This window comes from Rothia endophytica (assembly GCF_928381505.1).
Lineage (GTDB): Bacteria > Actinomycetota > Actinomycetes > Actinomycetales > Micrococcaceae > Rothia > Rothia endophytica_A.
The window spans coordinates 72934-87775 of record NZ_CAKMSJ010000005.1 but is presented as its reverse complement, the minus strand read 5'-3'; the positions used below and the strand labels follow the sequence as shown (position 1 = coordinate 87775).

The following is a 14842-nucleotide window of genomic DNA, read 5'->3' as shown; positions in this document are numbered from 1 at the left end:
GTTTTGACAACAACAGACGTCACTGTATCCGTCGGCGAGCAAGATTTTGCTCCGCCGACGGATCGGCATAAGGGTGCAGGCACCTGGGGCCTGGGTGAACTGACCGAACTTGAACGCGCGCAGCAGCTCAAGATGATGCGTGAGGGTCAGCTGGGTTCGGTGCATTCCTGGGAGCTGGTCACTGCCGTGGACGGCCCCGGCACCCGCATGACCATTTTTATGAATGGTTGCCCCCTGCGCTGCCTCTACTGCCACAACCCTGATACCTTCCAGATGCGGGACGGTCAGCCCATTATGGCAGCCGACCTCATGAAGAAGATTAAGCGCATGCGCAAGGTCTTCCGCGCCACTGGTGGCGGTATCACCATCTCCGGCGGTGAGGTGCTCATGCAGCGCGCTTTTGCAGAGAACATTCTGATGAGCGCTAAGTCGCTGGGCATTCACACCTGCATCGACACCTCTGGCTACCTGGGCAAAAGCGCATCGGATGAGTTCCTAGAAAATGTGGACCTGGTTCTGCTGGATGTAAAGTCCGGTTCAGAAGAGGTCTACAAGAAACTCACCGGCCGCGAGCTTCAGCCCACCATCGATTTCGGCGACAGGCTATCTGCCCTGGGCAAGAAAATCTGGGTTCGCTTTGTCTCTGTGCCGGGTTACAGCGATTCGGTAGAGAACGTTGAGCAGGTAGCAGATATCGTCTGCCGCTGGAAGAACGTGGTCGAGCGCGTCGAGGTGCTCCCCTTCCACCAGATGGGCACCGATAAGTGGGAATCACTGGGTCTCAAGTACGAACTTACGGACGTTGAGCCGCCCTCCAAGGAGGACGTTGAGCGGGTGCGCGATCAGTTCCGCGCTCGCGGTCTTGAGGTTTACTAAACCCCGCTTTTCTTAGGCCAAGATAAAAACCGGTACTGGATTGATCCAGTACCGGTTTTTGTGTGAGGCAAGCCCCTAGCGAGCCAAAATCTCGTGAGCGCGAGTGCGTGCCCAGCGCTCGGCCTCCAGCACGGCGTCCAGCGTCAGCTCAGAGGTTTCAGCCTTAGTACTGGAATTTTCGTGGTCCTCTAGCACACGGGCGGTGCTTTCGATCATATCAGTGAAGCGGATAGCCCCGGCGTGGAAAGCAGCCACAGCTTCTTCATTGGCGGCATTGAAAACCGCCGGGAAGGTGCCGCCGCGCTTTCCTGCCTGCTTGATTATCTGCACAGCGGGGAAGGCTTTGTTATCGAGCGGTTCGAAGGTCCACTCAGACGCCTGGGTCCAATCGCAGGGCTTGGCGACCCCCGGGATACGATGCGGCCAAGTTAGCCCCAGTGCGATGGGCAGCAGCATGGTAGGCGGGGACGCCTGGGCGATGGTGGAGCCGTCCACAAACTGCACCATGGAGTGCACCACTGACTGGCGGTGAACGGTCACGTCAATACGGTTTAGGTCGAGGCCAAAGAGGTGGTGGGCTTCAAGAACTTCCAGTGCCTTATTGACCATGGAGGCAGAGTTTGTGGTGACGACTAATCCCATATCCCAGGTAGGGTGCGCCAGTGCCTGAGCCGGGGTAACCTCGCGCAACTGTTCGTAGCTCATACCGCGGAAGGGCCCGCCGCTGGCGGTGAGAACCAGCCGGTCAATCTCTCGGTCGGTGCCGGAGGCGAGCGCCTGGGCCAGTGCAGAATGTTCGGAATCAACGGGCACCATGGGTTGCTCTAGCGGGGAGGCATCTACTGCGGTACGCACCAGGGCGCCACCAGCAATGAGGGATTCTTTATTTGCCAGAGCCACCTGAGAACCCGCTTCAAGAGCGGCCAGGGTGGGGCGTAAGCCAATGGAACCGGTAATGCCGTTGAGCACCACGTCCGCCCCAAAAGAGGCAGCCTGCACCGAAGCTTCAGGGCCGTAGGCGATATCCGGTTGATAGTCAGCTAGCCCCTGGCTGCGAGCGGCGTCAGCAATTAGTTCACGCAACTGGGCGGCATCCTGTTCGCTGCCGCTGGTCGCGACCAACTGCACGCGCAGTTTCACGGCCTGCTGGGCTAGAGCGAGCAGAGAGCTACTGCCAGCAGACAGTGCAAGCACGCGCAAGGGAGCGTCCTCTGCACCGCTCTTAGTGCCAGCGAGTGAATTGAGGTGGTCAATGACCTCGATGCCCTGGGTGCCGATAGAACCCGTAGAACCCAGCAGCGCAACGGTGCGCCCCTCCCCCAGGAAATCAATCAGTTCGGGGGTGAGAGCTGTGGTGTTGGGGCTGAGTGTCTGTGTTGAACCAAATCGCATGGCTTCATTTTCTCACACCTACCCCTTACACCCGGGCCGAGCTAACCCACAATGTCGAAGCTCTGCAGCTTCTTCTTAGAAGCCTTACCGCCCTGGTTCTGCAGACCCAGCAGTTCGGCATAGATACCGCCGGACGCCGCCAGCTCAGCTGGGGTGCCCATCTCGTCAATGCGGCCATCCTTGAGGGTGACGATGGTGTCTACGGTGGCAATCGTCGAGAGGCGGTGGGCAATAATCAGAGAGGTACGCCCCACCATCAACTCTTCAAGACCCTTTTGAACAGCTCGTTCAGCCTTGGTATCTAGAGCCGATGTAGCTTCATCGAGAATAAGTATGGGAGCATCTTTGAGGATAGCACGGGCTACCGCCACGCGCTGCTTTTGACCACCAGAGAGTTTTAGGCCGCGCTCGCCGATCAAGGAGTCATAGCCGTCCGCAAATTTTGAGATGAATTCATGAGCATTGGCTTTTTTAGCAGCAGCGATAATCTGTTCGCGGCTGGCAGCGGGGTTGGCGTAGGCAATGTTCTCTGCGATGGTGCCCGAGAAGAGTGAGGCGTCCTGGAAGACCATACCAATCAGTGAACGCACAGTTTCAAGGTCGCTGCCGGCAATGTCCATGCCATCGACAGTAACGGAGCCGCTGCGGGCGTCGTAGAGCCCTTCGAGCAGGGCCATGAGCGTGGACTTACCGCCGCCGGATTCACCGACGAAAGCGATGCGCTGCCCGCGCTTGATGGAGAGGTCGATGTTGTGCAGGACGTCCTCTTCACCGTCATAACCGAAGGTGACCCCATCAAAACGCACCAGCTCTTGCCCGGTTTCGGCCTGAATGGTGTGCGGGCGGGTGGGTGCGTCAGTGCCAGCGGTAATAGCCAGGGCGCGGGCATCGGACTCCCGTTCCATCACATCAAAGTAGTCCTTTGAGCCGGTGATGGCGCGCTGGGCGCTGTCAACAATCCAGGACAGCGAATTGATGGGGGCTACTGCCATGGCAAGTAACTGAATAAGGAGCACCATGTCACCGATGCTGAAGTTACCCGCCAGAGTTTGCAGAAAAATGAGCAGATAGAGCCCAAAGAAAATGAGGCTTAGGAAGGCGAGGCGGGCGGCATCCATGGAGTGCCAGAAACGGGACTGCTCACGAGTTAGCCCTACCGTATTGCCAAAGTGGGTGCGGAAAAGACCTAGCTCGCGGCGCTCGGCACCGAAAGACTTGACCACACGAATCTGAACGATGACTTCGTTGAAGCGGCCTGAAGCTATATCGATATTCTGGTTTTTCTTACCCTCCCAGACCTGCCACTTGGCGCTAGTCTTTGAGGTTAGCCACAGGTAGACGGGGAAGATAATGATAAGGAGCAGACCCAGCGGCCAGTAGTAGATGGAGCTAATAACGATAACCGAGACGGTGGTAATAATGAGCGAGATAAAGGTATTGCTCATGGTCTTCACGAAGTTAGTTACTTCGGTGATTGAACGGTTAAGCCTCGAAATGATGGTGCCGGTCAGCTCTGTATCAAAGTACGAGAGCGGCAGTGCTAGCAGCTTCTCAAAGTAGCGAACTGATAGGGTAGTTCGCATTTTTTGGCTCATCACATCACCGATGTAGCCACCAATGTTGGAGGTGAACACGTTAAAGAGCTGGGCTGCCAGGTAGGCCACTGCGAACCAGGCAATTGCCATACCGGTAGTCGGCTCAGAGCCATTGAGGTGATTCACCACGGTATCGGTCGCACCCGAGATAATAAAGGGTGCTAAGAGGGAGCTAGCTGAGGTCAGCACAGCACACACCACAATGCCAGTATAAAAGGGCCAAAGTTCTCGGGTGGCACGGATAATTCTAAGTATGCTCTTCATGGCTCTCCCTGTGCGTAGTATTGACTGTAGGCTCTTCGTGGAGTTGAGCTCTGCCCACCAAACACTACCCGTTACCCCGCCTGGCTGATCCTTCCCTCCGGTGCGTTATTCACCACCCTGCACGCCCTACCCGAGTACAACGAGGAACATTAACAAAAAAATCCCCGCCGTGCACCCGTGAGGGACACCGGCGGGGAACCTTTTCGTTAGAGGCTAGCGAGCGCTCTTCTTGGTGATCACACCGTAGATCCACAGAACGATCAGGGCGCCAATAACAGCGGTGAAGATTGAACCGAGGGTTACGCCACCGACACCAGCGGTGAGGAAGGGCAGGAAGTTGCCCAGCCAGCCACCGAGCATAGCGCCTACGATACCCAGAACCATAGTGACGATGATGCCACCGCCCTGCTTGCCGGGCATAATGAGTTTAGCGAGCGCACCTGCAATGAGGCCAAGAATAATCCAACCGAGGATACCCATGAGTGTATGTCCTTTCATCTGTGCTGATTATTATCAGCTGTACGTTTTTAAGCCTACACGAAAAGCTAAGCAATCTGTTAGTTTCTTGCTTATGCTTTGGTCACAGTTGGGTTAACACTGGGGGGCGTCCCGTTCGCGGCGCCCCCCAGTGAAATGCTAGGTATAGCTCTTAGTGATCGATTGCACCTTCTGCACCGACACCGGTGAGTGAGCGAACTTCCATCTCTGACTGCTTAGCGCTTGACTCTTCCTTACCACCCAGTGAGCCCAGGAAGCCCAGCAGGAAGGCGGCAGGGATGGAGACGATGCCGGGGTTAGCCAGCGGGAACCAGGCAAAATCTACTCCCTTGATCATGGAGGTTTCTGCACCGGACATCACCGGCGAGAAGATAATCAAGAGAACCGAGATGCTCAGACCACCGTACATTGACCAGAGCGCACCGCGTGTCTTGAAGCCCTTCCAGAAGAGGGAGTAGACGATGGTAGGCAGGTTAGCCGATGCTGCAACGGCGAAGGCAAGGGCAACCAGGAAGGCAACATTCTGACCCTGGGCACCAAGACCACCGAGGATGGACAGTGAGCCGATAACTACCACGGTTGCCTTTGCGATGCGAGTTTCCTTGAGAGGATCAGACTTACCCTTGCAGATGACATTGGTGTAGATATCGTGGGCGAAAGAAGCTGATGCTGTAATTGCGAGACCGGCAACTACTGCGAGGATGGTTGCGAAAGCAACACCTGCAATGACGCCCATCAGCAGAGAACCACCGAGTTCGTAGGCCAGCAGGGGTGCCGCTGAGTTGACGCCACCTGGTGCTGACTGGATGGCTTCCGCACCAACCATTGCTGCAGCGCCGAAGCCCAAGATTAGGGTAAAGAGGTAGAAGCAACCAATGAGGACGATAGCCCACACCACAGACTTGCGTGCTTCTTTAGCGGTGGGAACGGTGTAGAAGCGCATCAGAACGTGCGGCAGGCCAGCGGCGCCGAAGACCATCGCCATAGCGAGTGAAACGAAGTCCAGCTTGGAGGTTTCGCTCACACCGTATTTGAGGCCGGGCTCTAGAATTCTTGGATCACCGGAGGTTTCAACAGCTGCGCCCAAGAGGGTTGAGAGGTTGAAACCGTTGAGAGCTAGAATCCAGACCGACATCACGGCAACACCGAAAAGCAGCAGGCAAGCCTTGATGATCTGCACCCAGGTGGTGCCCTTCATGCCACCGATCATGACGTAAACAATCATGAGCAGACCAACACCGATAATAATCATCGACTGGCCGAGTTGGGAGCTAATACCCATGAGCAGGGAGACCAGCGCACCGGCACCTGCCATCTGAGCTAGCAGGTAGAAAAGTGTGACTGCGAGGGTTGAGATGCAGGCTGCAATACGGACCGGACGCTGCTGCAGACGGAAGGATAGAACGTCTGCCATGGTGAACTTACCGGTGTTACGTAGGGGCTCAGCTACCAGAAGAAGTGCTACCAGCCAGGCGACAAGGAAGCCGATGGAGTAGAGGAAGCCATCGTAGCCAGTCAGAGCAATTGCGCCAACGATACCCAAGAAGGAAGCCGCCGAAAGGTAGTCACCGGCGATAGCTAGACCGTTCTGGGTTCCGCTGAAGGAGCGCCCGCCAGCATAGTAGTCGGCTGCGGTTTTATTATTCTTCGATGCTCTCAGCACTACCACCATAGTGACGAGCACAAAAGCGCCGAAAATGGTCATGTTAACCCAGGGGGTACCCACGGTTTCGGTTGCAGCGTCTGCTGCCTGCAGGGCGCTGGCCTGCACAGTAGTTGTGTTCATAGTTGCCTCTTAGTTGGTCTTGCCGTGAGCGTACTGACCGTCTTCAATGTCGGTGCGTAGCTTCAGTGCCAGGGGGTCAAGTTTGCGATTTGCGAAGGATACGTACAGTGCTGTGATACCGAAAGTTGTGACAAACTGCAGCAGCCCCAGAAGAATACCAAGGTTAATGTTTCCTACCACCTGGATGCCCATTAGTCCTGGCGCATAAACGGCCAGGACTACATATGCCAGGTACCAGACAAGAAAGGCAACGGTCATGGGCATGACAAATGAGCGGTGGGTTTTGCGTAGCTTAACAAAATCTTCGCCCTGTTGGGCGGCAGCGAAATCTACATGGTCGGCGTCGACCGGTAGTTTGATGGGTTCGGGTGATGTGTGTGACATCAACTACCTCCTAATGTGTAATTGTGAACACATTAGTCTGTATCGCGCATCACTTGCAAGTGTAGAAGACATAAAAAGGGCAGGTTCCCGTAACAACCCGGTAAACCTGCCCTCACTAGTAAAAATAAGCTCGTAACTTTTACAGCGTGTCTTGTAAATATTCGAGACACCGGCTCATAAAAGCATCAACCTGCGTTTCGTCATAGCTGTTCTTGCCCACCGCACTTCTAAAAGCCGCTGAGCGAATTTTTTGCGGTAGCAAAGTTTCACCATGCTCGACTGCGCGCAGCATGAGGCGGCAAAGTTCGTCAACGTCCTGACTCAGGTACCCCTTGGTGCGTTTATGGGAGGGCCTGCGAAAACGCTCCCCATCGGGGCGATTTAAGCGCCCCAGCAAAAGCGTCCGCAGTTCTTTCAGTGAATCTTGCCAGAGTTGCTCACCATAACGCTCGATGTAGAGCCGACGCTCCATTTCAGCAAAGCGATCCTCAACTCGGTCTAGAGCACTATCAACAACCTGGGGCGTGTAACCCCCTGCTTCAGGGGTGAACACCTTATCTCGGATGGTGCGGGAAGTGTGCGCAGACTGCGAGGTGCTGTGATTCGTTAGGAGCTGCTCATAGTCATCGGCGAGTGCACTGAAAAAATCATTGACCTCACGTACGCTGTAGCCGCTCTCCTGCGCGTCCACTCTACTAAAGTCATCCGCAGTTGATGCCTGCTGCTGTGACATATTCACTCCTTGAAAGTTCTCTGCACGACCTAGAAGATAGCACCGAGTACAGCAAAAATAACGTAGCCGGTTGCAATCGCGAAAACAATGGAGTCAAGACGATCCATGACTCCCCCATGCCCTGGAAGAAGATTAGACATGTCTTTAATGCCGATTTCGCGTTTGACCATGGACTCCCCCAGGTCACCCACCGTCGATGCAATCACCAGAAAAATGGCCACAATGATGCCGTACCACCAGGGATCACCAATCACCATTGAGCAAATAATGCCAACAATAATTGACCCAACCATAGAGCCGGCAAAGCCCTCCCAAGTCTTTTTGGGAGATATTTTAGGAGCCATCGGGTGCTTACCCCAGAGCACACCTGCAATGTAGCCCCAGGTGTCATTGCCAATAGCCATCAGCAAAATCATGAGCACCTTGCCAGCACCTGATTCTTCGCGGTAGAGCAAAAGAGCCAGCGAGATCATGAAAGGCACCCAGGACATCACAAAGATGGAACCCATGATGGACATAATCATGCCATCGCGTTTGCCAACAATGCGCCAGCCAATCAGCACCAGGATTGAGGCAACCACCGTGAAAATCAACCATTGCCCACCGCCGTAGTAGGCGGCAAAAGGCATGAGGAAGGCCGTAGCGACAGCCGGGATAAGCGGCACACCCATGCCGCGTTTCTGATTGAGACCGTGGCAAACTTCCCACGTTCCCACAGCAACAGCAGCGGCAGCCAGGAACACAAGGACGGCAGGAACATAAAACAAACCCACCACCAGCACCGCGCCGAGCGTAACGCCGACGGTGATAGCGGCGGGTAAGTTCCTGCCAGCTTTTGAGGCCTTCTTAGGCTGTTCAGTAGGCTGAGCAGTCATCGTGTTTAGACCTCGGTCAGTTCAGCTTCCTTGACCTTCAGCAAAGCGTCAATCTGATCGGTGTGCTTCTTGGTGAGGGCATCCAGTTCTTTTTCTGCGCGAGTGCCATCATCTTCACCAATTTCACCGTCTTTGACCAGCTTATCGATAGCGGTCTTGGCGTGACGGCGGGTGTTGCGCACAGCAACGCGGCCGTCTTCTGCCTTGTGGCTAGCCATTTTGACGTACTCGCGGCGGCGCTCTTCGGTCATTTCAGGCATCACAACGCGCACGACGTTACCGTCGTTAGCGGGGTTGGCACCCAGATCTGAGTCGCGAATTGCCTTCTCAATGGCACCCAGTGCGCTCTTGTCATAGGGGGTGATGAGAACGGTACGTGCTTCGGGGGTCTGGAAGGACGCCAGCTGCTGCAAGGGGGTGGGGGCGCCGTAGTAGTCAGCGGTGAGGTTAGCAAAAAGCGAGGGGTTAGCGCGTCCGGTGCGGATGCTAGCGAATTCGTTCTTTAGCGCTTCAACGGATTTATCCATTTTTTCGCCGGCTTCAAGGAGGGTTTCATCAACCATCGGTGTTGTCCTTTTGGTTCTCGCCCACCGTGTAGGCAGGCTTTTTATACAGTCCCTACCAGTCTAGTGGGTCAGACTGGTAGGGGCTAATCTCTGGCAGTTATGCGGTCACCAGGGTACCGATTTGGTCACCAAGGATGGCCCTAGCCACGTTGCCCTCACCCTGCATACCAAACACACGCATCGTAACGTTGTTGTCCTTGCAGAGGGAGAAAGCGGTCTGGTCCATGACACGGATGTTACGCTTCAGGGCCTCATCGTAAGTGAGGTTGTAAAGACGCTCGGCGTTGGGATCCTTGTTGGGGTCAGCAGTATAGATACCATCTACCCCGTTCTTAGCGACGAGAACCTCATCAGCATGAATTTCAAGAGCACGCTGGGCTGAAACGGTATCGGTAGAGAAGTAGGGCAAACCGGCACCAGCACCAAAGATCACAACGCGGTCTTTTTGCATGTGGCGGATAGCGCGGCGCGGAATGTAGCTCTCGGCAACCTGGTGCATGGAGATAGCCGACTGCACACGGGTATCAATACCGGCCTGCTCCAGGAAGTCCTGCAGCGCCAGAGAGTTCATGACGGTACCCAACATGCCGATATTATCTGCACGTGAACGGTCCATACCCGCCTCTGAAAGCTCGGCACCACGGAAGAAGTTACCGCCACCCACAACGACAGCGACCTCAACTTTTCCGATGGTTGACGCAATCTGCTCAGCAATGCCTCGTACAACATCGGTTGAGATACCAACCTGCCCACCACCAAAAACTTCACCAGAAAGCTTGAGGAGGACTCGGCGGCGTCCGGTGTCATCTTTGTGAATAGGTGTGGTGGTCATGGGCCCTCCTGGCAACTCAATTATAGGTGCAGCGCCTACCGGCGCTCGCGTCGTCTCTAGCATACGACAAAGGGGAGCCCCTTGTGTAGGACTCCCCTTTGTACTCAACTTTTCTGTGCAGTATCACAGTGCCCCTTTGACAGGGCAAGGTAACTGCTCAAAGAGCGAGCTTCTCTACTTACGCACCAACACGGAAACGTTCGAAAGCGGTTGCGGTTGCACCGTTCTCTTCCAGAACTGCAGCAACAGACTTTGATGAGTCCTTTGCGAAGTCCTGATCAACCAGAGTGTTTTCCTTGTAGAAAGACTTGAGCTTGCCTTCAATGATCTTGGGGATAATCTGCTCGGGCTTGCCTTCGCTGCGTGCGGTTTCTTCTGCAACGCGCTTTTCAGCCTCGATGTCCTCAGCTGAGATGGACTCAGAGGTGAGGTACTTGGGGCTCATTGCAGCAATGTGAACTGCTACATCGTGAGCAACGGTTTCAACGTCGTTACCAGCAACAGCCAACAGGACACCCACCTGTGCAGGCAGGTCCTTTGAGGTCTTGTGCAGGTAAACAGCGACGTTTTCGCCTTCAACGCGTGCTACGCGGCGAACAACGATCTTTTCGCCCAGCAGTGCGCCAGCTTCAGTGGTGAGCTCTTCAACGGTCTTACCCTCGAAGGATGCTGCATTGAGTTCGTCGATGGTTGAAGCATTAGCTGCAACTGCTGCCTCGAGAACGTCGTTACCGAACTTGATGAAGGGGTCTGACTTAGCAACGAAGTCGGTTTCTGAGTTAACTTCGACCATGAAGCCAACGCCGTTTTCAACGCGTGCGGCTACGAGGCCTTCTGCGGTTGCACGGCCTTCGCGCTTGGTAACGCCCTTGAGGCCCTTAACGCGGATGATTTCCATTGCCTTCTGCTGATCGCCGTTAGCCTCGTCGAGGGCCTTCTTGACGTCGAGCATGCCAGCGCCGGTCTTTTCGCGCAGTGCTTTGATGTCTGCTGCGGTGTAGTTCGCCATTGTGAACTCCTTGATGGTTTGTGAACAGATCAAAAATCTATTGGGTGCCACCGTAACCGGTGGCGGTGAGAGGATAAGGCACCCACCAAGGTGGGCGGGTGCCTTATCGTTCTCAAGCTTTACTTAGCTTCTTCTGCCTTAGCGGATTCGTGCTGTTCGAGCAGTTCGCGTTCCCATTCAGCCATGGGCTCTTCGGAAGCATTAGCTGACTTGCCAGCCTTCTTGTTTTCGCGTTCCAGCAGACCCTCAGCAGCTGCATCCGCAATAACGCGGGTGAGCAGGTTGACGGAGCGGATAGCGTCGTCATTGCCGGGGATGGGGAATGAAACTTCGTCAGGATCGCAGTTGGTGTCCAGGATGGCTACCACGGGGATGCCGAGCTTCTGAGCTTCGTCAATCGCGAGGTGTTCCTTCTTGGTGTCTACAACCCAGATGAGTGAGGGAGCCTTGGTGAGGTTACGGATACCACCGAGGGTCTTCTCCAGTTTCTCGTGCTCGCGGCGGAGCAACAGCAGTTCCTTCTTGGTGAACTGTGAGCCTGCTACGTCATCAAAGTCGATCTGCTCAAGTTCCTTCATACGATCGATTCGCTTGGAAACGGTCTGGAAGTTGGTGAGCATACCACCGAGCCAGCGGTGGTTAACGTAGGGCATGTTCACGCGGGTAGCCTGTTCAGCGATGGCTTCTTGAGCCTGCTTCTTGGTACCAACGAAAAGAACGGTGCCACCGTGTGCAACGGTTGCCTTAACAGCTTCGTAAGCCTGGTCAATGAAGGCCAGTGACTGCTGCAAGTCAATGATGTAGATACCGTTGCGCTCGGTGAAGATGAAGCGCTTCATTTTGGGGTTCCAGCGGCGGGTCTGGTGACCGAAGTGGACACCTGAATCGAGAAGCTGGCGCATAGTTACGACGGGCATGTCGTCTCCTTTTGAAAAGTGCCGGGCGGGCCCCTGATTCCAGGCTAACCGCGCCACGCGCATAGTAGTTATCGGTTTACATGTGGAGCGTATGGGCTTGCACCCGCTCCCCTGGTAGCGCTCAGATCGGCCCGTCAAAGGTTTAGACGGTTAATCTCAGGCCGCGACCGGTTTCCCGGACCGAACGTCCCTTATCAGTGGTAAAACTGCTTCGCACTACGCGATGTCAGACCCGCACCAAGGCGCGGATGGGTCTCTATGTAAAAGGATTCCCCTTGCCCCTTTTCTGCCCTTGAAGGCTGAAAGTGTGCACACGAGTGCGCACACAGGCAAACTGCAAACATCAACTATACCGCATCAAAGCCTGCTCTAACACCGATTTTGGGCGTTTTAAGTCTGGTAAGCAGGTCACTTTTAGCTCTGCCGCTGACTGACACTGATGAGTCTAAAATTCCTTGGTGAACCCGCCCTTAATAGATACTTAATTCTCTGCACACCGTGAGGCTTATTCAAAAGGGGTCTTCTGGTGAAGCAAGATCAGCTCACCAGAGACCCCTCTCGCCCGGTCTCATAAAAGGCTATGAGGAGGAATCGAGCTTAACCAGGGAGAGGTCAAATTCAAGCGTAATTTTATCGGCAACCATTACGCCGCCGTTATCAAGCACCTGGTTCCACTTAAGTCCCCAGTCTTTACGGTTAATACGGCGGGTTCCCTCTAGGCCAGCGCGCGTGTTACCGAAGGAGTCTTCGCTAATACCGGTGAGTTCTAGCGGAATTGAGATAGCCCGCGTAACCTCACGGATGGTAAGGTTTCCGGTCACGATAAAAGCGCCTTCATCAATTTCATCAACAGTCGTTGAGGAGAAGGTGATTGTAGGGTAGGTTTCAGCATCAAAGAAGTCAGCACCCATCAAGTGCTGGTCCCGATCACCGCTACGGGTTTCGAGGCTGTCGACGTGAAGCACAATATTTACTTCGCTTTCACCCTGCCCGACATCTTTAATATTGGCCTTACCTTCAAATTGACCAAATTCGCCACGTACTTTAGTGACCATTGCGTGACGAGCTGAGAACCCAAAACGGGAGTGCTGAGCGTCAACATCCCATTGTCCGATGAAATCCGGATTCATAATCTAATTTAATTCTTTCGTTTTAGGGTTCGCGTTTAATTTAGGTTTACGCAGCTTTTAAATTCTAGGTCTTACTTGGGATAACGGGTACAGGTAAGACATCAAAAATCTGCATGTAATTATAACAATATAAACCGCTTCTCCCCTACCTGTAAATACACTGAGACGTACTGAGGCTTATTCAAAAGTAGGAACACACCCACACCCCACCAACTAGACAACGGCCCCACCAACGGCAAAAATAAGAGGATTAAATCACTACAAATAACCTCAAGCCATAGCGGAAGAACCGTTGCTCCACCAGCGTACAACAGGACTCACACCTCAGCAATTCACCACGCTACTGACAGCCCTCACCGCCCACATCACCTGGGCAAAACCAGGCGGAAGACCACCAGCACTAACCCTGGCCCAGGGTCTTAAAGTCACCCTTTTCTACCACCGACACAACCTCACCGAAGAACTCCTCGCAGAAATCTTCAACACCTCCCAGCCCACCATCTCACGGACCCTCAACACCGTTGAAAAAGCACTTGAGAAAGCCCTCAGGCCGCTAGAACAGTCTATAGAAAACAGCCTGAAAATCCCTGGTTCACTGGTTATCGACGGCACCCTATTTCCCACCTGGAACTGGCATTCACTAGGGAAAATAAACTTTTCTGGTAAGCATAAACGAGCCGGTTTCAACCATCAAATCATTTGCACCCTGGGCGGGAAACTACTGGCCATCACTGACCCGGTCCCTGGCGCTAGGCATGATGCCTATGCCTTCAAGCATCATGGCTTGGAAAGATATCTTGATGAGAGCACTTTGGCTGATAAGGGTTACATCGGGTTGGGGTTGGCCACCCCAGTAAGAGGCAGCAAAGCCCGCAGGATGCCTGCAGATGTGAAGGTGGTGAACAGGTTCATTAATTCACGCCGATCGGTGGTGGAGCGGGTTATCGCGCAGGTCAAGACGTGGCGGGTTTTGCATACAGGTTTCCGGCGGCCGCTGAGCGTGTATGGGCGGGTGTTTGCGGTGGTTCGGGGGTTGGTGTTTTATGCGGCTGGGAGGACTTTTGAATAAGCCTCCGTCTTTAGCAGTCCATGTGAGTTGGGTGCCCCGTGAGAAGTTCAAGTCAATACTGCCATCACCATGAACTGTTTCATCTGCCGTGGGAAAGGTGATGGTAGTTACTGGGCTGCTTGATATACCAAGGGGTTGAGTGGAAAACTCCCTCAGATTGCAGGGCGGGATATCTTCCCATGTCACTTTTTCATTGGTATTGGTTAAAGCGTTCGCCAGGCGCAGGGTAAGAGGTTCATAGCGAAGGAAGATGACACCATGAAGCTTTATATTCGGAAGGTGAAGCATCAATGCCTTTTAGTGGTTTTGCTCGCCGTTTTTCTACTAGCAGCCCCCAGCAGTGATGCGGTAGATGGCAAGACCCCGCGGTGGCAAGCCCCGGTGACCGGTCCGCTAAGCGTTGCTAGGGAGTTTGAAAAGCCTGAGCAGAAGTGGTCGCCAGGTCACCGCGGTGTGGACCTCATAATGCAGGAGAATTTTAACGTGCGCTCCCCTGAAGCTGGGGTCATCACCTTTTCAGGTACCGTGGTGGACCGTAAAGTCATGACCATCGAGCACCCGGACGGGCACAAGTCATCCTTTGAACCGGTGACCGATACCCTTCCGGTAGGTACTGAGGTTCAGGCGGGGCAGATTATCGCTCAGCTTGATCAAGAGGTAGCTCACTGCCAGCCTGCGGCCTGCCTGCACTGGGGTGTTCGTCAAGGACCGGACGACTACGTTAACCCCCTGCTCTTTTTGGGGTTAGCTGATCCCAGCGTTCTCCTGCCCATAGGCGATGATTTTGCGGCCTAGGTAGTTTTGGTTCATCGGTCAGCACGTGCATCTTGACCGGTATACAAAAAACCGCCCCCATCAGGTTATATCGTTTAACCTAACGGAAGCGGTTTATGCTGTAGGGCCTGCGGGGTTTGAA

At 54.4% G+C, this 14842-nt stretch carries 15 protein-coding genes; 3 read left to right on the top strand and 12 right to left on the bottom strand.

The features are described from left to right. Positions 1-3: 3 nt before the first annotated feature. Positions 4-876, top strand: a complete 873-nt coding sequence (gene pflA, locus L6990_RS07590; RefSeq protein WP_237203483.1) for a pyruvate formate-lyase-activating protein — start codon at positions 4-6, stop codon at positions 874-876. A 75-nt stretch (positions 877-951) separates the two neighbouring features. Here the strand turns inward: pflA and dxr are convergent, their stop codons facing one another. The 12 genes from dxr to L6990_RS07530 form a co-directional block, all read right to left on the bottom strand. Then, on the bottom strand, positions 952-2268 hold the full coding sequence (dxr, locus tag L6990_RS07585; protein ID WP_237203481.1) for a 1-deoxy-D-xylulose-5-phosphate reductoisomerase: 1317 nt from the start codon (positions 2266-2268) through the stop codon (positions 952-954). Positions 2269-2309: 41 nt separating this feature from the next. Beyond that, the gene (locus L6990_RS07580) at positions 2310-4127 is read right to left on the bottom strand and encodes an ABC transporter ATP-binding protein (protein ID WP_237203479.1); all 1818 of its coding nucleotides are present in this window, start codon (positions 4125-4127) and stop codon (positions 2310-2312) included. 213 nt (positions 4128-4340) lie between these two features. Further along, on the bottom strand, positions 4341-4607 hold the full coding sequence (locus tag L6990_RS07575; protein WP_237203598.1) for a GlsB/YeaQ/YmgE family stress response membrane protein: 267 nt from the start codon (positions 4605-4607) through the stop codon (positions 4341-4343). A 169-nt stretch (positions 4608-4776) separates the two neighbouring features. Beyond that, positions 4777-6411 (bottom strand): solute symporter family protein, encoded by a 1635-nt coding sequence (locus L6990_RS07570; RefSeq protein ID WP_237203478.1) that lies wholly within the window; start codon positions 6409-6411, stop codon positions 4777-4779. Positions 6412-6420: 9 nt separating this feature from the next. Next, positions 6421-6795 carry a DUF485 domain-containing protein gene (locus tag L6990_RS07565; RefSeq protein WP_237203477.1) on the bottom strand — a complete coding sequence of 125 codons (375 nt, stop codon included), beginning with the start codon at positions 6793-6795 and terminating at the stop codon, positions 6421-6423. A 139-nt stretch (positions 6796-6934) separates the two neighbouring features. Further along, positions 6935-7528, bottom strand: a complete 594-nt coding sequence (locus L6990_RS07560) for a cell division protein DivIVA (RefSeq protein WP_237203475.1) — start codon at positions 7526-7528, stop codon at positions 6935-6937. A gap of 29 nt (positions 7529-7557) precedes the next feature. Next, entirely contained in the window at positions 7558-8403 is an 846-nt protein-coding gene (locus tag L6990_RS07555; protein WP_237203474.1) for a phosphatidate cytidylyltransferase, read from the bottom strand. 5 nt (positions 8404-8408) lie between these two features. Further along, complete coding sequence (gene frr / locus L6990_RS07550) at positions 8409-8966, bottom strand: ribosome recycling factor (protein WP_237203472.1); 558 nt, start codon at positions 8964-8966, stop codon at positions 8409-8411. A gap of 100 nt (positions 8967-9066) precedes the next feature. Then, a complete protein-coding gene (gene pyrH / locus L6990_RS07545) occupies positions 9067-9801 on the bottom strand; it encodes a UMP kinase (protein ID WP_237203470.1) in 735 nt (244 codons plus the stop codon). 178 nt (positions 9802-9979) lie between these two features. After that, positions 9980-10810 carry a translation elongation factor Ts gene (gene tsf / locus L6990_RS07540; protein WP_237203465.1) on the bottom strand — a complete coding sequence of 277 codons (831 nt, stop codon included), beginning with the start codon at positions 10808-10810 and terminating at the stop codon, positions 9980-9982. 119 nt (positions 10811-10929) lie between these two features. After that, positions 10930-11727 carry a 30S ribosomal protein S2 gene (gene rpsB / locus L6990_RS07535; protein ID WP_237203464.1) on the bottom strand — a complete coding sequence of 266 codons (798 nt, stop codon included), beginning with the start codon at positions 11725-11727 and terminating at the stop codon, positions 10930-10932. A gap of 578 nt (positions 11728-12305) precedes the next feature. After that, entirely contained in the window at positions 12306-12857 is a 552-nt protein-coding gene (locus L6990_RS07530) for a YceI family protein (RefSeq protein WP_237203463.1), read from the bottom strand. A gap of 292 nt (positions 12858-13149) precedes the next feature. On the opposite strand from L6990_RS07530, the gene L6990_RS07525 reads away from it, so the two are divergent. Both L6990_RS07525 and L6990_RS11930 read left to right on the top strand, forming a co-directional pair. Beyond that, positions 13150-13926: a transposase family protein gene (locus tag L6990_RS07525; protein ID WP_237203462.1), complete on the top strand. Its 777-nt coding sequence runs from the start codon at positions 13150-13152 to the stop codon at positions 13924-13926. A gap of 258 nt (positions 13927-14184) precedes the next feature. Beyond that, positions 14185-14721 carry a M23 family metallopeptidase gene (locus L6990_RS11930; protein WP_272879274.1) on the top strand — a complete coding sequence of 179 codons (537 nt, stop codon included), beginning with the start codon at positions 14185-14187 and terminating at the stop codon, positions 14719-14721. Positions 14722-14842 lie beyond the last annotated feature (121 nt).